Here is a 26,867-nt window from a genome sequence, read left to right as displayed (position 1 = left end):
TGCAATATTGGATCTTTTAAGCTTTCATGTATTCGTTTATGATTTGTCTGTCTTACCCCCCTTCATATTTTCCATGAATCCTTTGTATGAAAATCCCTATTTCACTAATATTGCACTTTCTCTATCCACATAACTATTTTACATTCATGTTATCATCAGAATTACAGCACAAAATTGATTTCAAAACAAAACCTTTAGGAGCATTGGGACAGCTTGAATATCTGGCCCACAAAATCGGAATGGTTCAGAAGACCACTTCACCCGGATTGGTAAAACCCCATATGGTTGTTTTTGCAGCCGACCATGGAATTGCTACAGCGGGAGTGAGTGCCTATCCGCAGGAAGTAACGTACCAGATGGTGATGAATTTTTTGAGTGGTGGAGCAGCGATTAATGTTTTCTGTAAACAAAACGGTATTGAAATTACAATTGTAGATGCCGGAGTTAATTTTGATTTTCCTCAGGGACTGCCTTTACAAGATAAAAAAGTAAGAAAATCCAGTCGTAACATTCTAGAAGAACCTGCCATGACTTCTGAAGAATATCTTCAGTCCCTTGAAAATGGCCGACAGGTAGTGAGAGAAATTGCAGGAAGTGGTTGTAATATTATTGGCTTTGGAGAGATGGGGATCGGGAATACTTCCGCTTCTTCACTGATGATGAGTCAATTGTTTAACCTGCCTATAGTGAGCTGTATCGGGCGTGGTACCGGGTTGAATGATGATCAGTTACAGAATAAAATCAATATTTTAACGGCGGCGATAGAAAAGTATCCGGATCTAGCAGCTCCAGATGAAATTGCCAGGACTTTTGGCGGGCTTGAAATTGCCCAGATGATCGGTGCAATGGAAGAGGCCTTTCATCAGGATATGCTGATAATGGTAGACGGTTTTATTGCAACCATTGCGATTGCTACTGCATGGAAAAAGAATTCTCAAATCCTTAATAACTGTATTTTCTGCCATGTAAGCGATGAAAATGCCCATCTTCAGCTGATAGAACTGCTGGGACAGAAAGCTTTACTCAATCTGAATTTGCGTTTGGGAGAAGGAACAGGCTGTGCACTGGCGTATCCGTTACTTCAAAGTGCTGTTAATTTCCTGAATGAAATGTCAAGTTTTGAAGATGCCCATGTTTCAAATAAAGAATAGATGAAAACCATAAAGAATGAATTGATTTACTTTGCGACAGCATTAATGTTTTTCACCAGAATTCCGGTTCCGTTTACCATTCCGTATTCCGGTGAAATCATGAATAAATCTCAAAAATATTTTGCCTGGGTCGGATTATTGGTCGGATTGATCAATGCGGTATTCCTTTATCTTTTTATGCAGCTTTTTAACCTGGAAATAGGGATTGTGTTAATGATGATCAGTAGTGTTTTACTGACCGGGGCATTCCACGAAGATGGCTTCACAGATATGTGCGACAGTTTTGGAGGCGGATATGGGAAAGAAAAAATTCTTACCATTATGAAAGACAGCAGGGTAGGAGCTTACGGAACCATTGGAATTATCCTGTTGTTTGCTTTGAAATTTTTCAGTATTCAGGCTCTGGGAACGGTTGATCTGATGAAGACTCTGTCAATTGTTATCTTGGCACATACTTCAAGCCGTTTTATTTCAGGAACGATGATTTATACCCACCAGTATGTGACGGATATAGATGTCAGCAAATCAAAACCTTTGGCGAATAAACCATTGGATGGGATGGCATTACTGGTTGGCTTTATCAGTGTTTTAATTTCTTTTGTCCTGATACCTGACTGGCGCTTGGTGCTGGCTTTCGCACTCGCTTATTTGGGGAAGATGTGCATGGGCTGGTATTTTAAAAAGCATATCGGTGGCTATACCGGAGACTGCCTGGGGTCGGTACAGCAGGTGTGCGAAGTTTTATTTTATCTCGGAACAATTATCGCATGGAAATTCATCTGATCCGGCATACAGCTGTAGATAATCCTGAAAACCTCTGTTATGGTTTTGCTGAAATGCCTTTGCGTGGAAACTATACTAAAGATTGTGAAAAGCTTGACCTGGATGAAGAGTTTGATCTTGTCATTTCAAGTCCTTCGCTGCGGTGCCGCCTTCTTGCTGATTATTTCAAATTTGATTATACGACAGATGCTCGGTTGAGGGAGATGAACTTCGGAAACTGGGAGCTGAAAAAATGGACCGAAATCCCTGAAGAAGAAATCAATCCCTGGTATCAGGATTTTGTTAATGTAAAAGCTTCGGGAGGAGAAAATTTGCTTGAAATGCAGACCCGTGTGCTTAGCTTTTGGAATGAATTGATTAAGAAAAAGAATACCGGGAAAGTCCTGATTATTACCCATGCAGGGGCCATCCGCCTGATACTTCAGTCAATTTTGCAATTTCCGCTCGAAAATATGTTCAGCATACAGATTGATTATGGAAAGAAGGTAATTATTAAAGCAGAAGGATCGTTATTTTCAGTTTATAAAGTAAATAGTTAGACTGTTCAACACTTAAAATAAAAAACCACCGGCATACCGGCGGTTTCATAATATAAAGTATTTTTAGAACCTTCTGAAAGGCCTTACCCTGACCATGTTGTAATCTTTGGAATAATTCCAGATATGGCCCACATACCCATCCAGAATTCTGGCTTCATTGATGCCCGGCATTTCTGTAGAGCTCCAGTAGTATTTTTGTGACACATCATTCCATGGATTTGATGCAATATTGTAAACGTTTTTTGGAACTTTTATAGAATGCCATTAATTCCTCTTCTGATGGCAAGAACCAGCCTGTGAGGCCGTTTATAGTATAATTAGCACATAACCTTGCCGCGCAGTTTGCATCTGAACACTGGGAAATAATTCTTGCTGTATTAGCAGGACCTGATCCCATTACTGCCTGGGTCTGGTTAACAACATCAAACGGGCACCCCCATTTGATTTTATCTGATCCGTTATAAGTGAGATTGGCAGGAGCAGCCTCAAGATATCTCCATCCATCTGTAAATTCTCCTTTGTCATAAAAAACATATCCACCCGAAGCTCCTATGGCTCCTGCAGTTTTAAATGTTTTTTCAGGTGAATAATATACCTGCGCTCCCTCTTTTACATAAGATTTTACGTAATAGGTAGTGTTGGGCTGTAATGCTGTCGCTTCCAGTTCATATGCCGAATACGTATTCGGATTTGATATTTTAATGGTTTGTCCGTTTGTGATATCTACGCCAGCACTGGTTCTGTAGCAGAATCCTTTTTCATCAGGAAGGAAAGCTTCAAGATAATGTACGGCAATATTTTCTGTAACCAGGGTAGCAGAGGTTGTGTACACGTTTTTGGCCATTTTAAATGTAATGTCCATTTTTGCAGGTGTAACAAACGATACATTATCTCCGTAAATAACATCTCCATTATAAGCCTGAACATAAGCCCTTACATAATACGTAGTTGATTTGTCAAAATCTGTACTGTATGTTGCCATAAGAAGATAATCTCCTGTAGTATTGGTATACTCCTCAATATATTTGGAATTACCAATGGTAGGGTTGATATTCTTACTCCAGCAAAACCCGCGTTTTGAATATCCGGATCCGGCAGAAGTGACTGTTCCTGTAAATTTAAATTCTGCGTTGGCGATAATAGGAGTACCCGTTACAACTTTTGGCGCTGCATTGACATTGTTGTTGGTATCATTGTCATTATCTCTGTTGCCGTCCGAACCGCATGAAGCGAGTGTAAGAACTGATAGAAATATGAAAAATATTTTCTTCATGATTAAAAGTTTTTAGTTTTATAAATAAGGTCGGCAAATATAAAGAAAAAGATCATTACTTTTTAAATATTTGATAGACTTATTATTAGATTTGCTGAAATACCGGAGATCATAAAATAAAAACGCCATTCAATTGAATTAAATGGCGGGATACTATTTGAAAAATCCTGGTAAAACTATTCCTTTTACCTATAATTTTTAATAACTCAGCAGGTTTTCAGGAGCATGCAAGGTTCATATAAAATCAGAATTATATTATGCTTTTCTATATTTCTTCTTTTTCTTCCATGGTGCGTTTTTCTGAACATCACCAGCCATAATGCATCCGTAAGGCATTACTTCATCCAGGACTTCACACAATCCGTATTCCTCAATCTGTGCTCTTACGTTTTTTGCGCTTTTATAAGCACTCGGCAGTTCGGAAATATCAATTTCATTGGAATAGAAACGGATATCAAGTCCTTGCGTTTCTTCATTGAAGATTTCCTCAGTCGTTTTATGAGCCAGTGACTTCTTATGCTGGCTTCTGCTGAAATTTCTTCCAGCACCATGGGGAGCAAATCCAAGGTTTCTCTCATTGGTTGTCCCCCGGACAATTAATACCGGTTCTGCCATATTCAATGGAATCAATCTAGGCCCTGTAATATCAGGCATAAACTTATCATCCAGCGGAGTAGCTCCTTTAGCGTGATAAAACAAATCCCCGTCTTTGAAAACAAAGTTATGTTCATTCCAATACCTGTTTTCTTTTACCATATCAAGCCTGGTCAGCACGGCATCATGAATAGAAGTATGATTCTCTTTGGTCCATTTTCTTATCAGCTGAAGGGCTTCCCAATAGGATTGTCCCTCTTCCGTATCATAAGGAATCCAGGCATTTTCTTTCAGGGTTTCCGGAGAAATATCTCTCCTGAAACGGTTCGCAACTTTCATCCCTTTATCATAAAGAGCTGCACCCGGAGCTCTGGAACCATGATGGGTAACCAGCATGGTATTTCCTGTGTTTCTGGAAATTCCTACAAACAGGAAATGATTCCCGTCTCCCTGTGTTCCCATATGTGAACGGGCAATACTGATCAGCTTTTCATCATTTAAAAAATCATTTTTTCTGAAGCCATCCATAAGCTCCTGAGACATTGGCATCTGTTCACCTCTTGGTCTTCCGCCGTATCCGAAATGAGTCACTGAATGGGCGGCGTCCAGAACGTCTTTAGGATCAGCTTTTCCAAAATCAGTCAGCATAACGGAACAGCAGATATCTGCACTATGGAAACCCGGGTGGATGGCATTTTTTGCAATGACCACACCTCCTACCGGAATCTGACCTTCAGGTCCTGTAGGACATGCATCCGGCATAACTGCTCCCCCCATCAATGTAGGGGTTTTCATCAGGACTTCCATTGTTTTGATTACCTTTTCCACATTATCATGCTCAGATTCATGTTCAGCTCTGATATTGATGACAAAATCTTTAGCGGTTTCATGAAGAGGGATAAGTTCCGGTTGCCTGAACTGTTCAAGATACTCTTTGACCTGAATCTCATCCAGATTATTTTCATTGATATAGGTAATGGCATCTTTAAACCATTTATCTGGTCTATATCCCAATTCGATTAAGTGATTTCCATTAAATTCCATTTGTTTTCATTTTTGATGATGCAAAGTAAAAAGCTTGTTGCGCAATAGTTTTGCGTAGTTTGTTATTTTTTGATTATTTTTACAAAAAATAAAGCAAAGTAGATTATTTGCTGATTTTAACGATAAACAATACCATATAAGATCAACACCTATGCAATTATTAGAACAAGTAAAGCATTTCCCTGAAACCGTTCAGTTCCATGATGTCATCGCTTATATTGATTCTCATTTTGACTTTACCCCGGCAGCATTTAAAAATGGAAATATCAGAAATGAAGAAGGGCAGAACAGCGGATCATGTAAGATTTTTGGCTTCGCTTCATACTATGGACTTCCTGAAGATCAGACCCTGCATCTTTTCGGAGAATTTTACAGGGAAGACGTATTAAAACACCCTAATGGAAACGATCATCAGAATATCAGAAACTTTATGGAATTTGGTTGGGATGGTGTAATTTTTGAAAGTGACCCGCTGAAAGAGAAATAATCACATGTCATCCAATAAAAATGCCCTGATTCGCTATAAAACATTAGATAAATGCCTGAAAAACAAATACCGGAAATATACCCTGGAAGATCTTATTGATGAATGTTCTGAAGCTTTATTTGAATTTGAGGGAAAAGAATCTTATGTAAGCAAGCGTACAATCCAGCTCGATCTTCAGAATATGCGCAGTGAAAAATTCGGGTACGAGGCTCCTATAGAGGTATATGAAAGAAAATATTACCGCTATAGCGATCCGGACTATAGTATTCATAATATTTCGGTGAACGAAAGTGACCTGAAGGCGATGAACAATGCTATTCAGATTTTAAAACAGTTTAAAGATTTTTCGATGTTTAAAGAAATGAATGGAGTAATCCAGAAACTGGAAGATTCTATTCATTCTACCAGCCAGAAATCTATTATCCATCTGGACAAAAATGAGCAGCTGAGAGGTTTGGAGCATATTGATATTCTTTATGAAAGTATCGTCAATAAAAAGGTTTTGAAAATCCTCTATAAAAGCTTTACCGCAAGAGAGTCCAATATATATACCGTTCATCCCCAGTTGCTGAAGGAGTATAACAACCGCTGGTTTCTGATCTGCCTTTATAAACAGAAAATGTATAATCTTGCGCTGGACAGGATGGAAAGCATCGAGGTGGATGAGAGTCTCTCTTATATAGATAAAGAACTGGATGGCGATGAATATTTTAAAGATATTGTAGGCGTTACTGTCTCGGATTCATTGGCTCCAAGAAATGTTGTTTTCTTTGTAGATGCAGCCAATGCCCCTTATATTAAAACCAAGCCTTTACATAAAAGCCAGGAAATTATACATGAAACAAAACAGGGAACCCTGTTTAAAGTCTGTGTGCAGATTAATTTTGAATTAGAAAGATTATTGCTGGGCTTCGGGGATGCTCTTACCGTTCACAAACCCCGTAAGCTGCGATTAAGAATGGAGGAAAAATTCAAAATGGGGTTTGAAAATTATCAGAATCTTGAAATTCCGGATGTCCATTAATGTAAATATTAATTTGTATTCTTCAATTTCAGAAAAGAAAAAGAGACGGCCTCATTATGGGCTGTCTCTTTTCACTAATTTTAAATCTAACTACTTTTACGTTTATGCAGTAATCTGCTTTTTTTCTTTTTCCTTTTCATCTACTTTTTTGTCTATCTTTTCAGATATTTTTTTTTACGATATATTCTATCGCCAGTGGTGCTATAATTGCAATTAATGCTTTAAATATTCTTGATTTCATAGTGTGATTTTATAAAATATATACAATTTCCAAGCCAAGATAAACAGACGGATTAATCAGAAAAGAAAAATTCTTTTTTTTTCTTTCCGCAAAAGGATTAAAACAATATCGATAAATTTACTGTTTCATGGCACCGGCGAAAAATTTTTATGCCACTGGGTTTAAATAAAGTCATAGATCCCGTTTTTCCATCCCAGTACTTTAGAAGAATCGGCTTTAAGCCAGTTTTTTTAAAATAGTAGCATATACTTTTCGGAAATCTTCAGTATACACAAGGTCACCTTCGTTGAGGTTCCGGAGATCGGGAAGGGCATTTAAGAGACCTTTCTTTTTAAGGTTTCCGCTGATGAAAAACATCTGATTGGCGGTACCATGATCGGTACCGTTGCTGGCATTCTGGGCCACACGCCGGCCAAATTCAGAAAAAGTCATCAGAAGGATGTTTTTAAACAGCCCATTACTTTTCATATCGGCTACAAAAGACTTTACGGCTTCATTAATATCGCTGAATAATTTCTTTTGTCGTTCATTCTGGTTAACGTGCGTATCAAAGCTTCCGACAGAAAGGTAATACACCTGGGTATTAATGTCGGATTTTATTAAAGAAGCCACTGTTTTGAAGTCTTTTCCTAATTGAGAATTAGGATAGGCCTGTTCCGTTTTCTTTGCTTTGCTTTTTTCAAAAATATAACCGGCATTATTGATAGTGGAACCGAGTGTTTGATAAAGATACGATACGGTCTCATCATCATGATGGTGATCATAAAGAGATTTAAAGTACTTTTCCTGGCTGGTCTGATACAGTCTTTTAGGATCTTTAAAAGCAAACGCTTTATTATTTTCTCCCTTGAGGGCGAGACTGAGCATGTCGTCTACTTCCAGAGCCTGGGTGGGATGTTCACAACGATAACATTCCTCATCCAGAAAACGGCCAAGCCAGCCTGTTTCCAGAAATTCATCACTCCGGCTTGCAGATTGCCAGATATCCATGCTCCGGAAATGGGATTTGTCAGGGTTGGGATACCCCACATTGTTCATAACAGAAAGTTCTCCATTATCAAAAAGCTCTTTGAAATAGGAAAGGGAAGGATTGATACCGGCTTCATCACTAAGGGATAATGAATCCTGGATGGCCAGGGTTTTTCTTTCCCTGAAATAAATATCATTTTTGGCGGGAATAATGGTATTCAATCCATCATTTCCTCCTGTAAACTGAAGAACGATCAGTATATTCTGGCTTGGACCCAGAGCATCATCCAATGCCATGGCTTTTAGAAAATTAGGCATCAACAGGGAAGCGGTGGCCAGCGAACTTATTTTAAGGAATTCTCTTCTTTTAATTAACATAGCTTGAAGGGTTTGGGTGTGCATATAATGATAAAGCAGTATTCAGGAGAGCTGCGATCTGTTATTTATATTTTACATCAGCTGGTATTCCGGGGTAGACATGAGATTGATAATGGTCATTTTTGTACTTTTATCCGAGAAGTTTTTTACCGAATTGATGTCTAGTGTCTGGGTGTTCTGAATAAGATAATCTTCAGTCTTTTTATTTTCAAAAATTTTTTTCTACCCGATTCCAGTCGATGGTGATATTTGGGTTTTTAAAACTTTTGTTCAACGCTGTTTCCAGAGACTTCATCCCCATATCGATATCATCGTCCTGCCGGGGGCTGTATTCCAGCGGCCTGAGCCCGGACCAGATCTGAGGAACCTGGAGCCTCAGCATCAATGTAGAACTGTCAATCCATGATCTTCCGTTCGGCCAGCCCGATACATTGGGAGGATACAGCAACATTTGTCCCAGCAATTTTTGGTATACAATAAGGTTTTCCGGATTCTGGATATGCATGGGAAGAATGCGCATGATTCCTGCCATCAGCTCTATAGGAGATTTTATCCGGTTTCCAATGTTTTTCTGGTCGTAAAACCATGTACTGGAAAATATTTCAGTCATAAGCTTTTTGATATCGTAACCGGAATTGTAAAAATTATTGCTTAATGTATCAATAATATCCTGGTCTGTTTTTTCATTGACAAAAAACTTATACACCTTGGTGGTAATGAACCGGGACGTAGCTTTTTGTTCCAGAATAAGATTAAGGATATCAGCGCCTGAAAAGTTTCCTGTCTTCCCTAAAAAAGTTTTGGAGCCTTCATCATGCAGGTTTTTTCTTTCTTTAAAATTTCCTTCTTTATCATATCCCCAGCCTGTAAAAGCCCTGGCTGCTTCCCTGACATCCTTTTCCGTATAGTTTCCTCTTCCCATGGTAAACAGTTCCATAACCTCCCGGGCAAAATTTTCATTAGGATGGTCTTTTTTATTCTGTTGGTTATTGAGAAAGCCCAGCATGGCAGGGGCCTGACTCACTTCAAAGAGCAGGTCCCTGAAATTTCCCAATGCATTTTTCCGTATTGTATTTAAAAGCTGTTTGTTGAACCTGGGGTTAACCACCCTGGAAGCAAAATGTCCATGCCAGAAAAAGGCCATCTTTTCTCTCATTTGCTCTTTGCTGTTGACCATTTTATCCAGAAAATTGAGGTTAAGCTCGTTATTTTGTTCCCTGTTAATCCGTTGCATTTCTTTTTTCTTATCGACAGGGGATGAGCTGTTCATATAAGCTGCTGCAGGATCTATATCAGGCGTATCATAAGTAATTTCCGTAAAGGGATCTTCTTTAAATAATTCATTGAGGAGCGTTCTGGTGTTATTATTTTTCAGGTCGGTAACCTGATTGATTCCCACACCGAAGCCCGCACGCCAGAGGAGATGTTTGTTTTTTAATAATGAATCAGCCATAGGTTTATTTTTTTGATACCTTTATAGGAATAAGGTTAAAATAACAACGGGTTAAGAATTGTTAATAGTATCAAAGAGGGCTGATAAGAGATAAAAGTAGAAGTCATATCCTGAAAAATTTAATTTTCATTTTAAAATATAAGGTTCATTTTTACCTTAATTCACTTTTTAAGATTCTTTTTACATAAATTTTGTTAAACAAACATTTAAATTTTGTTAAAAATAATTCATTGGAAATCATTTGTTTATGGTTTCTGTAAATGTTAAAAACAATCAATTAGCCTTGCTTGGCACGATTTTTACATCTTATTAGCTTAGTAAAATTAAAAATTAGAGTTATGAAAATGTTTAAACAGGCAATAGTGCTGGCTGGAATTTTAACAGCAGGTATAGCAAGCGCTCAAAGTGCACAAATGAACAATATGATCAAAGTAGGCGCAAATGTTGGTTTAGCAGTTCCCGCAGATAACCTTTCTGCAGCCGTTGGAGTAGATGTTGCTTATCAGAACCTTATTACTCCCGGATTTGGATTAGGTATCGCTTCAGGATATACTCATTATTTCGGAAAAGAAAACAATGGTTATAAAAACAATGATGTAGGAGTGGTTCCTGTAGCTGCTTTAATCAGGATTTATCCTAAACAGACAGGTTTCTATTTCGGGACAGATTTAGGATACGGATTCCTGGTAGGTGACAAGCAGGTGGCTTCCAACACGAATGTGGAAAGAGCTGGCGGAGGATTTTACCTGAAACCGGAAATCGGATACCACAACAGAGACTGGAACTTTTTCGTACAATACCAGAAGGTTTTTGTAGGAACAAAAGGTGATTTGCCAGGACAGGACTATAATGTGGGGAATATCGGAGTTGGATTCGGTTATAATATTCCATTAGGAAAGTAGTTAGATTTAATATAAACAATTATTAACCAAACCTTTTCACGAAAGTGGAAAGGTTTTTTTCTTCTCTGCAGGATTTACAAAAACAATTATTATATTTGGTAAAATTTGAGGTTATGATTCTGAATCCAAAATTTCCACTTTATTTACCAGGAGTAGAGAACAGTAATAATGATAATGTTTCTATCATTGGAGCAAGTCTCCGTGAAGACACCACAATCTTGGGCTATTTTGTTTCCGGTAACAAAGGTCTTGAGATAAAAATCCAAAATACATATAATACCAAAGAATATTCTTCTTTTGCTGATATTTTAAGGAAGTTTATTCAGGATAATCAGCTGGAAAATGTAAAAACGTCTGGGAATGGCCGTGCCGGGTCCGGTTCTTAACGGAAAAAGCAGCCCTGCACGATTAGGCTGGAATTTAGATATCGAAGAGTATAAAAAAGATTTCGGGTTTGAGAAAGCAGATATGCTGAATGACCTTGAAGCTTCTGCCTATGGAATGGCTCTTCTGGAAGATAATGATCTTGAAGCCATTTATACCAGTGGCCACCTGGAAAAAGGAAATGTGGCTATTCTTGCCCCGGGGAACGGGCTTGGAGAAGCAGGGTATTTCTTCGACGGAAAAAATTTAAGGCCTTTTGCTACAGAAGGAGGGCATTCTGAGTTTTCACCGAGAACCAATGTAGAAGTTGAATTTTACCAGTTTCTGAATAATATCTACGGAATTGTAAGCTGGGAAAATGTACTTTCAAAATCAGGATTGTTTAATATCTATAGATTTTTAAGAGACGTAAAAAGACATCCTGAGCCTGAATGGCTGGGAGAGCGTCTTGCCGGCGGAAATTTCGCAGAAGAACTTTACAAGGCTGCTGTAGAAGAAAATGTATTGATCTGTAAAATTGCATTGGACACTTTCCTTGAATTCTTAGCAAGAGAAGCAAATAACCTGACATTGAAGCTAAAAGCCACCGGAGGTCTGCTGATTGCAGGAGATATCCCTCAGTTGGTCATCCAATACATTGATAAGGATAAATTCTATGAAAAATTCAAGATCAGTGACAAAATGGAAGAAATGCTGAAAAATATTCCGATATATCTGGTGAAACAAAACCATACCGCATTAAAAGGAGTGGCGCTCTATACGGCTTACTACCAAGATTAGCATACAAACTCCGGTTTATCCGGAGTTTTTTTTATGACCTGATATTATTCATAAAAATAATTGAAATTCTTGATATACATCAATGAAATCTATTGTGTAAGTTGGCTACCTTTGTGTTGTTAAAATAAATAAACAATTCTATTCAATGAAAAAAATATTTTTACTGGCAGTGTTAGCTGGTGGTTTAGCTTTCGGACAGACTAAAAAAGTGGTAGCATCTGATATTCACTGGTGGGGATACAAAGTAGCAAAATCTGAGGCAAGCTCTCATGACGGAACTATTAAAGTAAAATCAGGAGACATGGTGATGAAAGGAAATCAATTAGTAGGGGGAAGCTTTGTTTTGGATATGACTTCTATCAATGCAACTGACCTCACAGGGGAATATCAGCAAAAATTAAACGGGCACCTTAAAAACGGTGATTTCTTTGAAGTGGAGAAGTACCCGACTGCTACTTTCAAAATTACCGGTGTAAAGAAAAACAACGATAAGATCTATAATTCTTTAGTAACAGGAAACCTTACCGTAAAAGGAAAAACAAATCCAGTTACTTTCCCTGCAAAAATTGCTTACAGCAAAGGAGTAGTAAGTTTAGTATCCAACAAATTCTCTTTCGACAGACAGAAATTTGATGTAGCATACAAGTCTACTATGCAGGATGTTTTTGTGAAAGATGATATTGATATGGTAGTAAAGGTGACTGCTCAATAAATTAATCAAAAAAAGATTGTTAAAAGTGTAGAAGTTCTACACTTTTTTTTATTTTTGTTAAATTGTAAATAAAAAAGAATGAAAAGATTACTATTGTTTGCTATGGTGTGCGCAAGCATATCATTTGTTTCTGCACAAAAGAAATTTGATAAAGTTTCAAAAGTGACTTCATCAGAGATCAGATGGTGGGGATACAAAGTTGTAAAAACCGAAGCCTCATCCCATTCAGGAACGGTAAAGCTTAAGAGTGGAAAATTCAACTTTGATAAAACTGTTTTGGTGGACGGAGAGTTTGTAATAGATATGAGAAGCCTGATGGCGGGCGATGTTTCTGATGAAGACCAGATCAAGCTTACTAATGACCTGAAGAGTACCAACTTTTTTGAAGTGAAAAAATTCCCGGTTGCCAAATTCCATTTGACTAAAATTATTCCTTTAGCAAACAGTGAATATAATTCTACCGTATATGGAGACCTTACACTTAAAGGGGTGAGAAAAACAATTTCTTTCCCTGCCAATGTTTATGTTACTCAGTTTACGGTAGTGATTGAATCTGCAAAGTTCTCCCTAAACAGAAGGGACTTTAAAGTATTCTATCAATCTTCGCTGAAAGATTATTTCATTAAAAATGAAATGGATATTCAATTTAAAGTTTCTACCGAGACTTTGGATAATGATAACAGGATTCCGGTAAAGAAAAAGAAATAAGAGTATACACATACTATAGATATGGAAAGAGCAGTTCAGATGGACTGTTCTTTTTTTTATGAAAAAAATGATCAATAATTGAACGTTACAATAAAAGAGAATGTTAGTGTTCATAGCATATGCAATCTGAAATTCTATAGGTTTTATTAAATGCCTGTTTTGATATTTTTTTTAAATTAGTCCTATGAAAATTTATATCGTAAGCGGTCTTGGAGCAGATTTTAAAGTCCTTGAAAGACTGGAGTTTCCCAGGCACTGTGAATTGATTTTTATAGATTGGCTTATTCCGGAAAAAAATGAACCTTTTCATAAGTACGTGGAAAGAATGGCAGAAAAGGTGGATGATTCGGAGCCGTTCTGTTTATTAGGGTATTCTTTTGGCGGGATTATGGTACAGGAAATCAACCGGCTGAAACCTGCCGAAAAAGTCGTGATCCTGGGAAGCATAAAATCTGATAAAGAAAAATCCAGGTTTATCAAAACTGGAGAAGTTACCAAAATCCCACGATTACTTCCGGTAGGGTTATTTAATGATAAAGCCACCAATTTATACGCCAGCCTCAGAAAACTTTTTGATCCTAAAAATCCCAGGCTCCTTCAGTATTTCAGGGTAAAAGATCCATATTACCTGAAATGGTCTGTAGAAAAAGTCGCTGAATGGAAGTTTGAAGAAAATCCTAATGTTATTCAGATCCTGGGAGACAAGGATATTGTATTTCCGATCCGTTATTCAAAGCCCGATTATGTCATTAAAGGAGGAACCCATTTATTTCCAGCTACCAAATACAAAGAGGTCTCCAAAATATTATCTGAAATATTCAATGATAAATAGAAATATTATTATTTGGTAGTATTTTTATAGGGGTATTTGTAATAAAAATATGTTTTTATTGTATTTATGTTTAAATTTGATAGGGTTTAAATGTAAATTATATGAAAACAGGACTTAAGTGGATTGTCTCTTTCTGTATAATCAGTCTTGTGGCAGTCGGTGGTTTATTCTGGAATCCTTCCGTTACTGAGGATTCTTTTACCGGAGATTTCCTTGGTGAAGATAAAATTGTAGGAGCAGATGTTGCCTGGATTCTTGCGGCGGCAGGTCTGGTGCTTCTTATGACGCCCGGGCTTTCTTTCTTTTACGGGGGAATGGTAGGAAGGAAAAATATAATTTCCACTATGCTGCAAAGCTTTATTGCATTAGGGGTCATCTCTATTCTGTGGGTTGTTGTAGGTTTTTCATTATCTTTTGGGGAATCATTAGGAATTACAATTTCCGGAAAACATTATGGAATCATCGGAAATCCGCTGACTTATCCGTTTTTTAAAGGAGTAGGAGGTTTGCCGCACCGGATGATGGCTTCTACAATTCCTTTTATTCTCTTTGCCCTATTCCAGATGAAATTTGCCGTTATAACCCCGGCCATTATTACAGGTTCTTTTGCAGAGCGGGTCCGTTTTATCTCTTATCTTTTATTCATTATTCTATTCTGTATTTTTATTTATACGCCGCTTTGTCACATGGTGTGGCATCCTGATGGTCTTCTGAATACATATTTCGGTGTAAAAGACTTTGCAGGAGGAACTGTAGTGCATATGAGTGCCGGGTTTGCAGCGTTAGCCGGGGCTTTGGTATTAGGCAATCGGAAAAATCCCCACCATGAGCCGTCAAACATTCCTTATGTTCTCCTGGGAACAGGGATGCTGTGGTTCGGATGGTTTGGATTCAATGCCGGTTCGGCATTAAGTGCTTCTGCTTCCGCGGCGTCAGCATTTGGTACCACCACAATTGCTTCCGCTTCCGCAATGATGACATGGATTTTTTTCGACAGAATCAATGGAAGAAGTATATCAGCACTGGGCGCCTGTATCGGTGCTGTTGTTGGATTGGTGGCTATTACTCCTGGCTGTGGTTTTGTCAGCATTCAGGAAAGTCTTTTTATAGGGTTTATTTCAGCAATAGTTTCCAATATGATGGTCAATTGGAAGGCTTTAAAAAAGATCGATGATACCCTGGACGTATTCGCATGCCATGGAGTAGGAGGAATTATGGGAATGATCCTGACGGCTGTTTTTGCACATGGTGAGAAAGCAAGTCTTCTTCATGGAGGAATAGAGGTTTTTCTTCATCATATGATTGCTTTGGCTTTAGTATCTGTCTTTACGTTTTCCGGTTCATTGCTTTTATATAAAATTACAGATTCTATCATCCCGTTACGGGTATCAGAAGAATCAGAAAACAAAGGGCTTGACCTTTCACAGCATGGAGAGCGCTTTAATTGAGATCCAGAAATGAAAGTTGTGACGAATTGCACAAATACTTATTATAAACTCACCGTAATGGTTATAAAAGTTAATCAATCTAGCATCTAATACGCTTTTTATTAAGATTTATCATGTATCTTTGTTTTGAGGAAAATGACGAATCATTTATGGAATCAATATCGGTTTTTGAGATTATTAAAGTTGGAATAGGACCATCCAGTTCGCACACGATGGGACCATGGAATGCTGCTTCTGCATTCATCAGGATTATAAAAAGGGAGAGGTCAATAGAAGAGGTAAAAGAGGTTTTCCTTGAGTTTTTTGGTTCTTTAGCTAAAACCGGAATCGGACACGGAACAGATATCGCCGGGATGCTGGGACTGAATGGTGAAGATTTTAAAACTATTGACACATCAAAAATTGATGAGAAAATAGAAAACATAAAAAGAAACCAGATCATTAACCTTGGAGGTGAGAAGGAGATTCCTTTTGTCTACGGGTACCATCTTGTTTTAAATATGCAGAAATCTCTTGATTTTCATCCTAACGGAATGATTTTCAGGGCTGTTTTTGAAGATGGAACTGAGCTGGTTCAGGATTTTTATTCCGTAGGCGGAGGGTTTATTGCCAGCCAGGAGAAAAATTCCATACAAAAACATTGTATACGTACCTTATATCCTTGCCATCACGGATCAGATATTGCAAAATATTGCCAGAAATTAGGGTTCAACAAAATTTCGGATTTGATTTTAATTAATGAAGAAAGCTGGAGAACGCAGGAAGAAACGAGACAGGAGGCGCTTTACATCTGGCAGCAAATCAAAGAATGTATTTATAAAGGTGTAAATAAAGAAGGTATCCTTCCGGGAGGACTGAATGTTTCCAGAAGAGCAGCAGGGCTGAACAGAAAGCTTTTAGGAGATAAGATTTATAAAAATATTGATGAATGGTTCAGGCTTGTTGTAGATGCAGAGGAAAACTTCACGAATATCAATAAATGGATAGCGTGTTTTGCCCTGGCAGTGAATGAAGAGAATGCAAGCTTCGGGAGAATCATTACAGCCCCTACCAATGGAGCCAGTGGTGTGATTCCGGCAGTTCTGATGTATTCCCAGGCCTTTACAGATGCTGTAAGTGATGATGATATTGTACGTTTCCTTCTGGTAGCAGGAGAAATCGGAACGTTATTCAAGAAAAATGCAACCATTTCAGCTGCAATGGGAGGCTGTCAGGCTGAAATAGGAGTATCTTCAGCAATGGCAGCTGCCGGTCTTACGGAAATCCTGGGAGGCAATGTAGGTCAGGTATTGATGGCTGCAGAAATAGCGATGGAACACCATCTTGGGCTGACCTGTGATCCTATCAAAGGACTTGTGCAGATTCCTTGTATTGAAAGGAATACAATGGGAGCTATCAAAGCAATCACGGCCGCGAATATCGCTTTGGAAAGTGATCCTTCCAAAGCAAAAGTAACATTAGATGAAGTTATTCAGACCATGTGGGAAACGGCACAATCCATGAGTGACCGCTTTAAGGAAACCTCCGAAGGGGGACTGGCTATCGCCGTGAATGTTCCTGAGTGCTAATGAGATATATTCTTAACAATACAAAACCCCCGGACCGCAGGTCCGGGGGTTTTTCTCTAGTCTTATCTTAATATTCCCCTGATCCTGTTGGCATTGGTGATCAACTCTTCAAGATATTCATAATTCTCTTTTTCCAAAGCGGATTTGAATTTTCTGAGCTGAGTAATGTGTTCATTTAAAACATCCAGTACATTTTCTTTATTCTGTTTAAAGATCGGTACCCACATTTCAGGATGGGATTTTGCCAGACGTACAGTACTGGAAAATCCTGAACTTGCCAGCTGGAAGATTGTTTCTTCTTCACGTTCCTTTTCAAGGACAGTGTTGGCCAGGGCATAAGAGGTAATATGTGAAATATGTGAAATATAAGCGGTATGGATGTCGTGGTCTTCTGCATTCATATAAATCTGATGCATGTCCAGGGCAGCCACAATTTTTTCAACGGTATTCAATGCGTCCTCAGCAGATTCTTCTTTATTACAAATGACTCCTGCTTTTCCGGAGAAGCTCTCGGAAATGGCAGACTTTGGACCGCTGTTTTCTGTCCCCCACATCGGATGGAAGGCTACAAACCTTGAGCGTTTCGGATGGTCTTTGACGGCGCCCACAATTCCGGCCTTTGTAGATCCGGCATCCATCACGGTTTGTTGATCTGATACAAGATTTAAAACATCCGGTAATAATTTTCTGGCTGCATCTACCGGAATAGCCATGATGATCAGGTCCGAGTTTTTGATTCCCTGATGCAGATCAGCTTCTGCATCAATGATTTTTAAATCTAAAGCCTCTTTGATATGCTGTTGGTTCTGGTCAATTCCATAAACAAAATCGGCAATGCCTTTTTCCCTTAATTTTAAAGCCATCGAGCCTCCGATTAATCCTACTCCTATAATACTTATTTTCATTTTTTAAATTTTTATAATAAAAAAACCCCGTCCAGGACGAGGTTTTAAGTTATATTCATAAGAATCCCTATCCCAGATCTGAGCTAAAAATTCTATAATAATATGTTCCTTTATTAAAATTCACAAAGCGAAGGTATAAAATATTTTTGAAATCCGAAGATTTTCTTATCTAAATTTAATCGGCACTGTGAATAATGGTTCTTTTCACTTTACCTCCCTGCTGTTCCAGTTCTAAAGTGGTCACTCCGCCTGCAAACAGGAATTCAATTTCAATTTTTTCCGGAGCCACCTTGTAATGAATAGATTCCAGGCCATCCTGATTGATTGTTTTTTCTACAGTGTGTCCGGGCAAATCCGGAAGCAACAGTTCTGCCTTTTCTATTTCATTTTCTTTAATGGTTTTTTGATATACTTCTTTAATGGTAGATTCCGGGAAAAAACATTCCTGTTCACTTCCATATTCAATGGTCTTTTCTGTACATTCCTTCAGAGCAGGTATTTCTTTGTTTTCAGGAGTCTTATATTCTGCAGCAGAAACTTTTGCAAGGCTACTGTCTTTTTTTTTCGGGAGCTGTGGTTTTGCTTATAGTTTGTTTTGGATCGTTCTTGCATCCTGTTACCAGCAACAAAGCAAGAGCGATGAAACTCAATTTTTTCATGAAGATTGAAATGTATGTTTTAAATTCTGAATTATTAATTACAGTCCTGTTTTTCGACTGGTTGGTAAAGATAAATGTTTTGTTTTTATTGATAGGGACTTTTAGAGGGGGCACAGGATATTTTCCTGCGAATGCTTCAGTTGGCTTAGCCATAAGGATTACCATTCAATTTCAAAAATTTCCGGTAATAGTCATCCAGATATAATGAAAACTGTTCTTCAAAAGTCTGATCTTCCCAGTTTTTATTGATAATTACCGGGCTTTCTATACGGAATATAATTTCTTCCAGCTCCTCAGAAGTCAGATCATTTACTTTTACGGGATCAGGTAAAGCAATACGGAATGCCAATACTTCAGCGCCTTCTTCCTCCCACCATTCCATACTGAACCGGGAAATATCTTTTTGAGTGATCTGATGTAATGCCGTTTCAAGATGCTGGTAAGTGATGAGGTTTTTGTCTCCGGCAAGGTCTGTATGGGATGTATAATCCAGGATTAACTTTAAAATTTCCGGATAGCGGTTTTCCGCAGTTTTCAGGTCAGGCTCTATATCTGATCTCAGTTCCATTATTGCTTTGAATTTCGGATTAAGGTAAGACGTTCTTCCAATTCTTTAATTTTATTGATCCAGTAGTTGATTCCTTCCTGGTTGGTAACGGTTTCCCTGAAAGCATTGTTGCTCACGGCTCTTAAATGTCCGCCATTTTTCTGATATTCAAGCTCCCGTTCTTTCTTGTTTTCAGGTTCAACACGGTATCTCCAGAATACCAGAGCACGCATATATTCCGCCCGGATTTTTTCCAGATAGGAAATAATGGCTTTACGGTCTTGTGGAATATATCCGGGGCCGGAGCAACCACAGGAATGGAAGGTGATGCCCACGGTGTACAGATTGCGGATATGTGCCCATTGTTTATCATCATTCTTTGCCGGGGACTCAAAATCAAGCCCCATATTAGCCATCAGATTTCCACATTCGGGACATTTGGCGTCCACTGAAACAGAAGCGTTTCTGTCCACATCTTTTAAAGTGCGGCGTTTGAATGTTTTCTGACAGTTAAAACAGGCGTAATGACTTTTGTAAATCATCATAGCATATCGGCACATATTAGAATCTTGTTCTTTTGGTTATTAATTTTTAGCAATATTTTTTTCATCATAGCTGATTCCCATCAGGCTGCTGGCACTTCGCGGATCATAAACCGACCATATATTACCCCAGGAAAATCTGAAAAAGACACCGGGATAGGGTGTTTTCCTTTTCCAAGTGGGAGATATTCCCAACAGAAGTGTCAGAAACCTGTTATTGCGATGAAAAACCTGTATTTCCTTCTCTTCCGTCCACCCGTTCCAATCTTTAGCATCGCTGATTTCCCATGTATTCATATGGAGACTGTGCAATCTATCTTCAAAGAAACATAGGCTGAGGTACAATTGGTAACCTTTTACCTCTGTTGTTTTAAAGTAATACCAAAAATACCCGGTTTTTACATCCCACATATTGTGATAATTTACTTTGTAAAAATCAGTCTCCTTTAGCTGATTGAGTGGCATCCCTTTATACAGCCGGGTAGCAAAGGATTCCAGCTCAATACTTCCATTTTCACTGTTAATCAGCATTCCTGTAAAAAAATTGAAGCTATAAATATACCCGTTTTTTCTTTACAGACAACGAATAATATTTACAGCTTCGGTAGAAATAGAAATATCGGCAGGTTTATGGATTAGAAATAATTAATGTGGAAGGAATATCAGAAAGCCATAAACTTTTTGTATCGATGAGATTTTTCCAGCTTTTACTGCTGATGAGCATCAGATCCTGTGCATTCAGGAACTCTTTCTCAATTTTCTTTTCGTTGTACAGTGTAATGTGGTTAGGAGCTACCTGTTCTATACTCCTGATCAGCTCTTTTACTTCAATATTATTACGGATCTGGCCTGCAGCGTCCAGAATAATGATCTGAGAATTGTTATTGTTGATTAACCTTTTGGCGTATTCAAGAAGATAAAAATCGCTGAGGTTAAAAATGGGTACAAATACCTTGTCTGCGGTTTTGAAACCCTTTTCCACCAAAACTCCTACAGGAATATTGGTTTTATCCAGGATTTGCAGGGTAAAATCATCAAAAGGAGAGTTGTTGAAAATATTTCCTTTCCCTTTTACCGTATTCAAAAGCTTCTCAGGATTGATGATTTTCGTGGTAAAGCCCAATAGTCTTCCCAATAAGCTTCCTTCATACATAGATTTTCCAAGCATGATCAACAGGAGGTCATAATTTCCTTTGTTGGAAATGCTGGTGAGGTCGCTTTCTATATCGGTAGAAGCTTTGAAAAGGGTGGTGACTTCAAGTTTCAGCTCATGCGATGTCTCAATCACGTTCTGGAACTGGGAATTTTCATATTCGTTGATATCATAAGCGTGCATTTCATCCACCGGAGCAATATTCATGGCTGTAATACTTTTATTGCCATTCATTTTATGGGTGAAGTCATGGGCTAACCTGAGCAGGGTACTTCCCGATTCAGGTTTGTCAAAAGACAGGAGAACACGATATTGAGAATCATTTTTATCATAAAGCTCTTCATTGTTTTCCTTTTTGGATTTAAAAATAAAATTAATAAAGTCTAAGGCCGGCCCTGTCATAAAAGTGGTAAATAATGCCATAATTACCAGCATGGCAAAAATCTCGGGTCCCAATACACCAAGGTCATAGCCGATATTGAGTACAATAAGCTCCATTAAACCTCTTGTATTCATAAGGGCTCCGATCGTTAAACTTTCTTTCCAGTTGATTCCGACGAATCTGGAAGTCAGGGCACTGCCTGCAAACTTACCAAGAACGGCCGTTAAAATAATAAACCCAGCCGTCATCCACAGTTGTCCATCATTCAGCAATCCGATCTGGGTACGCAAACCCGTAAAAACGAAAAACAGCGGGAGAAGAAGTACCAATGCCACATCCTCTACCTTGTCAATAAACAGGGTACGGAACTTAGCGTTTTCCGGCATAATAGCTCCTGCCATAAATGCCCCGAACAAAGCATGGATTCCTATTACTTCCGTAGCATAAGATGATAAGATCAGGGTCAGGAAGAAAATGGCCACCATAGGTTTGCTGATGCTGTTCTTTCCTGCCTGAAGATCACCAATTCTTTTAAGGAAGGGTCTTACGATTTTAATCATTAAAAATACATAAGCAATAGCCATAAGAATAACATAAATGGAACTGGTAAAAGAGCCGGCTTTTACAATGGCAATTACAGCAGCCAGAATACACCATGCCGTAATGTCATCAGCCGCTGCACAGGTAATCACAATAGTTCCCAACTTGGTTTTCTGAAGATTCCTTTCCTGTACAATTCTTGCCAATACCGGAAAAGCGGTAATACTCATGGATATGGCTATGAATAAAGCAAAAGAGGTAAATTGAATACCATCAGGCGCAAATTTCTGATAAATAAAATAAGAGAGACCGATTCCCAAAGCAAAAGGGATAATGATACTGGCATGGCTGATGACCACAGCGTCGTGAGCTTTTTTTCTTAGAACGCTCAGGTCCAGCTCCATGCCCACAATGTACATGAAAAGAATAAGCCCGATCTGACTGAGAAATTGTAGGTTACCCAGGGATTCTTTAGGAAAAAGAAATGCAGAAAATTCAGGGAAATACATTCCCACCAATGAAGGCCCCAATACAATACCTGCAATCATTTCCCCGATTACGGTAGGCTGCCTGATCTTCATACAGATCCATCCGAAAAGCCGGGCCGTCAGAATAATGGTAACAATCTGCGCCAGTAATAAAGCCAATGGATGATGAAGATTGGTTTTAAAAGACTCCATGAAATTTTCCCAGGTAGAACCGCTACTGGTTTGGGCAATCATATTTTCCTTTACTTCCAGTGTCTGCCCTTCCACAATAAAGAAGTACATCAGGCACGAAAAGACGGCTATAGTTGTAATGTAGAAAATTAAATTCCTGTATTTTCCCCAATTCATGATTCCAATATTTTATTGCAAAATTGATAAGAATATAGTTATGTTAAATACTGTTTTTCTTAAAATGTAATGAATGTTTCAAAAAATGTAACAAAATGTACTTTGAAAGAATATCCGGGACGGTTTTTTTCTGGTTTCGACCCCGGATTTAGGCTATAAAGACAGGTAGCACAGTCCCGGATAAAGTTCCGCAGCATAAGGAGATTTTCATTAGTAATCATTTAATTATAGCAAAAATAAGCAGGCCCTGAGTTTTAAAAACAGGGGCGTAATGAAGCGGATGCTTTCTGTAATGAAACTGGAAATCTTTGAAAAATCTATTTTCCAAAAAGCTCCATGAGTGAACTTTTATAGGCTTCTCCAATCTGAAGTTTAAGAAAATGTTCTCCTTCAGGAAGGGTTGTGATAATTTCGTTGGTAGTAAACACCTTAATGGAAGAAAGGGAAATGATTTCTTTTTTATTGACCTGGGCAAAGTCTTTAGCCGGAAGCATCTCCAGGAGATTTTTGAAGTTGAGGTTTTTCAGCACAATCATTGTTCCGTCATTCAGGATGATATCTTTATCACGGCTGTCGATCTCTGAGGTTTTGATATAGGCAATCTGTTCTGCCAGAATAACGGTTTTACCAATATTGGTGTTCCATTCGATAAAGGTCTTTTTCCGGGAAGTACTGATCTGTTCCTTTGCTTTTTCAAAAGCCTGGATCAACCGCTCTTTTCTGATAGGTTTTCGTACATAATCCACCACATTCAGGTCAAAAGCTTCTGCTGCATATTCTTTATAGGCTGTTGTGAAAATGATTTTTTTTGAACCTGAAATCAGTTCTGCCACCTGAAGTCCTGTCATTCCGGGCATTTCAATGTCCAATACACATAGATTGCAGTCGAGGGTATCAATTTCACTCAGAAAGACTTTAGGATCATTAAATGCTTTGACGACTTCTACATCATCAATCTGTTCGCATAGAAGTTTTAAATAGCTGATGGCTAATAGTTCATCATCGAGAATAACGCATTTTATCATAGAAATCTCCTAAATTGATTTTTAATTCTGCGGTGAAGATACCGTTTTTAGAACTTTTTTCAAGCTGATAGTGGGTGTTGTAGATCATCTGGAGCCTTTGGTCTAAAGACTGGCTGCCGAAACCGCTTTTCTCTTTTGCCAGTATATTTTTCAAAGAAGCTTTATTGCTTACTTTCATAGTAAAAATTCCGTTCTCAAGCTCTATATAAATGGAAATAAAAGAATCCTGGGCCAGAAAGTCGGTATGTTTGAAAGCATTTTCAATCAGGTCTACAGAGATCAGCGGAGCAAAGACTTTTTCCTCATACACAGCGTCAGACTTATTAATCCTGGATTTAATTCTGAAATCAAAAAGAGGATTTATTTTAATCTTGTTTATTTCAATCAGGCTTAAGGCAAAATTCAATTCTTCCTTCGGGCTTACAAATTTGTTGTTACTTTCATATAAAATATAATCCAGAACATTGGCCAGTTTGTCCAGGGACATATAGGTCTGATAAGCGTGAGACTGCACTGAATTAAGAATGTTTTTGAATAAATGCGGATTGAGTTTGGTGCCGATATGTTCCAGCCGGACTTCATTCAGCCGCTGCTCAATCATTCTGTTGGTTTCTGACAGCCTGATATTTCTCTGCTTGAACTTCTGATATTGGCTGAACAGATAAATACTTGTAGTCAGAAAAAAGAGAATGGCAAAAACTCCAATGAAGATCAGATAATCATGAATCATGTAGTAATTGCCGTCCATACAATAAGGTTACAGGATGAAAATTATTTCAGCTTTTTGAGGCTGTTTAAAGTCACACTTTCCTCACATTTTTCAAAAGTGATTTCATATCTCGGATTCTTTTCAGGATAGGTTAAAAGATAGTCCGGGCATGGTTTCTTTTGCGCATGGCTCCTGTCAAAGTCAACTTTTCCTTTGGTAATGATACTGTCTTTAATAAATTTCTCATCTATCCTGTATGTATACATTTCATTTTTAAAGTTATCGGAATAGGTGAATTCCTTGGACAGGGTTTCAGCAATAACGCGGCTGTTGGGTAAATAACCGCTGCAGCTGGCTCCTTTTTTGTTTAAAATAAAAAATACAATCAAAAGCCCCGGAATGAAGCCTATGGCATAAAATTTCAGTTTTTTCATTAGAAGATTAAAAGATTGATATCGTGGTACGTAAGGCCGAAACGGTCACAGATGATCTTTTTGGTATGTCTGCCCTTGTACATATATAAGCTCTGCTTCATTTCATTTTTGTCGGATCAGCATGTTTTCAAATCCACCCTCTTCGTCATAATTCAGGATATAGGAAAGGAAGAAATTTGAAATAGCCTTTGTAGTGGTTCTCGGCATTCTTGAGGTAAGGTTGGGAAGCCCGCAATGGATCACCCCGTGTTTGATGATATAAGGATCTTCCATGGTAGTCAGTTCTGACGTCTCGATTACTTTACCATTGTCTATGGTGATATCGATAATGACGCTGCCCTTTTTCATTTTCATGACCATATCCTCAGTGACAATAGGGGTCATATTTAATCTTGGAAGCGCCCCGATGACTACGTCAGCACGTCTCAGGCTTTTGCTGAGCTCCTTAGGATCAATAATGGAAGTAGGCACACGGCTGTCAACCATAGTGTGAAGCCTTCTCAGTTTAGACAAAGAGTTGTCGAAAACTTTTATGCTGGCTCCTAAACCTATGGCTGCCTTTGTAGCAAATTCACCCACGATGCCGGCCCCGAGAATTACGACTTCAGCAGGTCTTACTCCCGTAATGCCTCCCAGCATTAAGCCATTTGATAAGGCTAATAATTCTGATGCATATAAAATAGAAACGGTTCCTGCAATTTCTCCGATGAGCCTTACCAACGCCAGCTGTTTATATTCATCAACAATAAATTCAAAAGCAATGGCATTTATTTTTTTCTCTGCAAGTTTTAAAAAGTATTCCTTATCCCTGAGATTGATCTGAAGTGCAGAAACCAGATAGGTATTAGGTTTCATATAATCAATCTCCTCTTGTGTAGGAGGGTTTATTTTTAAGATCAGATCCTGTCCGAAAGCTTCTTTAGGATCAGTCGTAATCCTGGCTCCCGATTCGGAATACTGTAAATCTGTAAAAAATGAGCCTTCTCCGGCCCCTGATTCTATAATGATCTCATGGCCATGCTCTACCAATACCTGTACTGCGTCAGGAGTAATACAGGTTCTCCTTTCGTTGAGACAGGTTTCTTTAGGAATCCCAATACTGAACTGTTTTCCTTTCTTAATAACCTCCAGTTTTTCTTCTTTCGGCATCAATTCTTCTTCTGTGAAAGGAGTAAAAATATTTGTGCTCATCCTTAAATTGTATTATGTCTTACAGATTATTTTTTAACACTGAATTAGTAAGCAAAGATACATAATATTTACTCGAATGAAATTTCTCTGCTTTCACCCGTGTTCATAATGTTCATTGTGTGGTATTTAAGGCCGTACAGCTCCTCTTCATAAACCTCAGGCCACTCGATAATGCATAAAAAGGAATTATCGAGGTATTCTTCTATCCCGATATCATAGACTTCTTCAATGTTTTTCAGGCGGTAAAGGTCAAAATGATATACTTTTCCTTTTGGAGTATTGTATTCATTCACAATAGAATAGGTAGGAGAGCTGACTTCATCTTCACTTCCCAGTTTTTTTAAGTAAAAACTGTGTGAAAGTAGTTTTTCCTGCTCCCAGGTTTCCTTTTAGTAAAAATATATGGTGTTGTAATTCAGGAATAATGGTATCAACAATTTCCTGCCAGTCTTCAATTTTATTTATAGTGAACTGCATAAGCTAATTTATTGCAAAAATAATGAAATTTAAGAAGCGGGAAATTGAGAATTTGAGAAGTCCACAACAAACAAAGTTGTTCAGGGAAATTAATATATCAATAATGATGGCTTAGCCCGTTAAATAATCAGTACAATGCAATCGGCTTACCACCTTACCATCTCCGACGGCTTAATTCTCCCACCCAAAATCTTCCA

General features: G+C 38.2%; 28 protein-coding genes and 2 pseudogenes. 13 read left to right on the top strand and 17 right to left on the bottom strand.

Annotated elements, in window-relative coordinates:
* The first annotated feature begins 146 nt into the window (after positions 1-146).
* The 3 genes from cobT to cobC are packed head-to-tail and all read left to right on the top strand — an operon-like array spanning position 147 to position 2,473.
* Positions 147-1,151 carry a nicotinate-nucleotide--dimethylbenzimidazole phosphoribosyltransferase gene (gene cobT, locus HX13_RS13400; protein ID WP_050021524.1) on the top strand — a complete coding sequence of 335 codons (1,005 nt, stop codon included), beginning with the start codon at positions 147-149 and terminating at the stop codon, positions 1,149-1,151.
* On the top strand, positions 1,152-1,934 hold the full coding sequence (locus tag HX13_RS13395) for an adenosylcobinamide-GDP ribazoletransferase (RefSeq protein WP_050021523.1): 783 nt from the start codon (positions 1,152-1,154) through the stop codon (positions 1,932-1,934). It begins immediately after the preceding gene.
* Positions 1,919-2,473 carry an alpha-ribazole phosphatase family protein gene (gene cobC, locus HX13_RS13390; RefSeq protein WP_050021522.1) on the top strand — a complete coding sequence of 185 codons (555 nt, stop codon included), beginning with the start codon at positions 1,919-1,921 and terminating at the stop codon, positions 2,471-2,473. The genes HX13_RS13395 and cobC overlap by 16 nt, the downstream gene beginning before the upstream one ends.
* Before the next feature lie 63 nt (positions 2,474-2,536).
* Here the strand turns inward: cobC and HX13_RS22545 are convergent, their stop codons facing one another.
* The 3 genes from HX13_RS22545 to HX13_RS13380 all read right to left on the bottom strand — a co-directional run bounded on the left by HX13_RS22545 (position 2,537) and on the right by HX13_RS13380 (position 5,384).
* Positions 2,537-2,677, bottom strand: coding sequence for a hypothetical protein (locus tag HX13_RS22545; protein ID WP_157837444.1), 141 nt, complete (start codon positions 2,675-2,677; stop codon positions 2,537-2,539).
* Position 2,678: 1 nt separating this feature from the next.
* A complete protein-coding gene (locus HX13_RS13385) occupies positions 2,679-3,746 on the bottom strand; it encodes a hypothetical protein (protein ID WP_050021521.1) in 1,068 nt (355 codons plus the stop codon).
* Positions 3,747-4,001: 255 nt separating this feature from the next.
* Entirely contained in the window at positions 4,002-5,384 is a 1,383-nt protein-coding gene (locus HX13_RS13380; RefSeq protein WP_050021520.1) for an RtcB family protein, read from the bottom strand.
* 151 nt (positions 5,385-5,535) lie between these two features.
* Here HX13_RS13380 and HX13_RS13375 point away from each other — a divergent pair, with 151 nt between their 5' ends.
* A complete protein-coding gene (locus tag HX13_RS13375; protein ID WP_050021519.1) occupies positions 5,536-5,871 on the top strand; it encodes a HopJ type III effector protein in 336 nt (111 codons plus the stop codon).
* A gap of 4 nt (positions 5,872-5,875) precedes the next feature.
* Positions 5,876-6,895 (top strand): helix-turn-helix transcriptional regulator, encoded by a 1,020-nt coding sequence (locus HX13_RS13370; protein WP_050021518.1) that lies wholly within the window; start codon positions 5,876-5,878, stop codon positions 6,893-6,895.
* 457 nt (positions 6,896-7,352) lie between these two features.
* Here HX13_RS13370 and HX13_RS13365 read toward each other — a convergent pair whose 3' ends face one another.
* Both HX13_RS13365 and HX13_RS13360 read right to left on the bottom strand, forming a co-directional pair.
* Positions 7,353-8,483 carry a DUF1501 domain-containing protein gene (locus HX13_RS13365; RefSeq protein WP_128572410.1) on the bottom strand — a complete coding sequence of 377 codons (1,131 nt, stop codon included), beginning with the start codon at positions 8,481-8,483 and terminating at the stop codon, positions 7,353-7,355.
* A 208-nt stretch (positions 8,484-8,691) separates the two neighbouring features.
* Positions 8,692-9,936 carry a DUF1800 family protein gene (locus HX13_RS13360; protein ID WP_238555330.1) on the bottom strand — a complete coding sequence of 415 codons (1,245 nt, stop codon included), beginning with the start codon at positions 9,934-9,936 and terminating at the stop codon, positions 8,692-8,694.
* Positions 9,937-10,274: 338 nt separating this feature from the next.
* Here HX13_RS13360 and HX13_RS13355 point away from each other — a divergent pair, with 338 nt between their 5' ends.
* The 8 genes from HX13_RS13355 (at position 10,275) to HX13_RS13325 (ending at position 17,270) form a co-directional block, all read left to right on the top strand.
* Entirely contained in the window at positions 10,275-10,838 is a 564-nt protein-coding gene (locus HX13_RS13355; protein ID WP_050021517.1) for a hypothetical protein, read from the top strand.
* Between the two features lie 113 nt (positions 10,839-10,951).
* The gene (locus tag HX13_RS24350; RefSeq protein WP_238555329.1) at positions 10,952-11,224 is read left to right on the top strand and encodes a hypothetical protein; all 273 of its coding nucleotides are present in this window, start codon (positions 10,952-10,954) and stop codon (positions 11,222-11,224) included.
* Positions 11,199-12,002 (top strand): glucokinase, encoded by an 804-nt coding sequence (locus tag HX13_RS13350; RefSeq protein ID WP_238555328.1) that lies wholly within the window; start codon positions 11,199-11,201, stop codon positions 12,000-12,002. The genes HX13_RS24350 and HX13_RS13350 overlap by 26 nt, the downstream gene beginning before the upstream one ends.
* Before the next feature lie 145 nt (positions 12,003-12,147).
* Entirely contained in the window at positions 12,148-12,714 is a 567-nt protein-coding gene (locus HX13_RS13345) for a YceI family protein (RefSeq protein ID WP_050021516.1), read from the top strand.
* A gap of 78 nt (positions 12,715-12,792) precedes the next feature.
* On the top strand, positions 12,793-13,422 hold the full coding sequence (locus HX13_RS13340; protein ID WP_050021515.1) for a YceI family protein: 630 nt from the start codon (positions 12,793-12,795) through the stop codon (positions 13,420-13,422).
* Between the two features lie 184 nt (positions 13,423-13,606).
* A complete protein-coding gene (locus tag HX13_RS13335) occupies positions 13,607-14,254 on the top strand; it encodes an alpha/beta hydrolase (RefSeq protein WP_050021514.1) in 648 nt (215 codons plus the stop codon).
* A 101-nt stretch (positions 14,255-14,355) separates the two neighbouring features.
* Positions 14,356-15,702 (top strand): ammonium transporter, encoded by a 1,347-nt coding sequence (locus tag HX13_RS13330; RefSeq protein WP_050021513.1) that lies wholly within the window; start codon positions 14,356-14,358, stop codon positions 15,700-15,702.
* Between the two features lie 149 nt (positions 15,703-15,851).
* Positions 15,852-17,270 (top strand): L-serine ammonia-lyase, encoded by a 1,419-nt coding sequence (locus HX13_RS13325; protein ID WP_050021585.1) that lies wholly within the window; start codon positions 15,852-15,854, stop codon positions 17,268-17,270.
* A gap of 62 nt (positions 17,271-17,332) precedes the next feature.
* On the opposite strand, the gene HX13_RS13320 is transcribed toward HX13_RS13325, so the two are convergent.
* The 12 genes and pseudogenes from HX13_RS13320 to tsaE all read right to left on the bottom strand — a co-directional run bounded on the left by HX13_RS13320 (position 17,333) and on the right by tsaE (position 26,670).
* Positions 17,333-18,175: a prephenate dehydrogenase gene (locus HX13_RS13320; protein ID WP_050021512.1), complete on the bottom strand. Its 843-nt coding sequence runs from the start codon at positions 18,173-18,175 to the stop codon at positions 17,333-17,335.
* Positions 18,176-18,350: 175 nt separating this feature from the next.
* The gene (locus HX13_RS13315; RefSeq protein ID WP_050021511.1) at positions 18,351-18,539 is read right to left on the bottom strand and encodes a hypothetical protein; all 189 of its coding nucleotides are present in this window, start codon (positions 18,537-18,539) and stop codon (positions 18,351-18,353) included.
* Between the two features lie 184 nt (positions 18,540-18,723).
* A complete protein-coding gene (locus tag HX13_RS13310) occupies positions 18,724-18,987 on the bottom strand; it encodes a hypothetical protein (protein ID WP_050021510.1) in 264 nt (87 codons plus the stop codon).
* Positions 18,980-19,402, bottom strand: a complete 423-nt coding sequence (locus HX13_RS13305) for a hypothetical protein (RefSeq protein ID WP_050021509.1) — start codon at positions 19,400-19,402, stop codon at positions 18,980-18,982. The genes HX13_RS13310 and HX13_RS13305 overlap by 8 nt, the downstream gene beginning before the upstream one ends.
* Entirely contained in the window at positions 19,402-19,926 is a 525-nt protein-coding gene (locus HX13_RS13300; RefSeq protein ID WP_316931311.1) for a hypothetical protein, read from the bottom strand. The genes HX13_RS13305 and HX13_RS13300 overlap by 1 nt, the downstream gene beginning before the upstream one ends.
* A 39-nt stretch (positions 19,927-19,965) precedes the next feature.
* Positions 19,966-20,454: a hypothetical protein gene (locus tag HX13_RS13295; RefSeq protein ID WP_050021507.1), complete on the bottom strand. Its 489-nt coding sequence runs from the start codon at positions 20,452-20,454 to the stop codon at positions 19,966-19,968.
* Between the two features lie 97 nt (positions 20,455-20,551).
* Complete coding sequence (locus HX13_RS13290) at positions 20,552-22,834, bottom strand: cation:proton antiporter (RefSeq protein ID WP_050021506.1); 2,283 nt, start codon at positions 22,832-22,834, stop codon at positions 20,552-20,554.
* A gap of 317 nt (positions 22,835-23,151) precedes the next feature.
* On the bottom strand, positions 23,152-23,859 hold the full coding sequence (locus tag HX13_RS13285) for a LytR/AlgR family response regulator transcription factor (RefSeq protein WP_050021505.1): 708 nt from the start codon (positions 23,857-23,859) through the stop codon (positions 23,152-23,154).
* Positions 23,834-24,607 (bottom strand): histidine kinase, encoded by a 774-nt coding sequence (locus HX13_RS13280; RefSeq protein WP_128572409.1) that lies wholly within the window; start codon positions 24,605-24,607, stop codon positions 23,834-23,836. Before HX13_RS13280 ends, HX13_RS13285 begins: the two co-directional genes overlap by 26 nt.
* 23 nt (positions 24,608-24,630) lie before the next feature.
* Entirely contained in the window at positions 24,631-25,002 is a 372-nt protein-coding gene (locus tag HX13_RS13275; RefSeq protein WP_050021504.1) for a hypothetical protein, read from the bottom strand.
* Positions 25,002-26,193 (bottom strand): annotated as a pseudogene (locus tag HX13_RS13270) (alanine dehydrogenase). Before HX13_RS13270 ends, HX13_RS13275 begins: the two are co-directional and overlap by 1 nt.
* Positions 26,194-26,261: 68 nt before the next feature.
* Positions 26,262-26,670 (bottom strand): annotated as a pseudogene (tsaE, locus tag HX13_RS13265) (tRNA (adenosine(37)-N6)-threonylcarbamoyltransferase complex ATPase subunit type 1 TsaE).
* Between the last annotated feature and the right edge of the window lie 197 nt (positions 26,671-26,867).

Source organism: Chryseobacterium sp. P1-3 (assembly GCF_000738495.1).
GTDB classification, from domain to species: domain Bacteria; phylum Bacteroidota; class Bacteroidia; order Flavobacteriales; family Weeksellaceae; genus Chryseobacterium; species Chryseobacterium gallinarum.
Note: the sequence above shows the minus strand (reverse complement) of the source record. Positions and strands in the feature narration are given on the sequence as shown.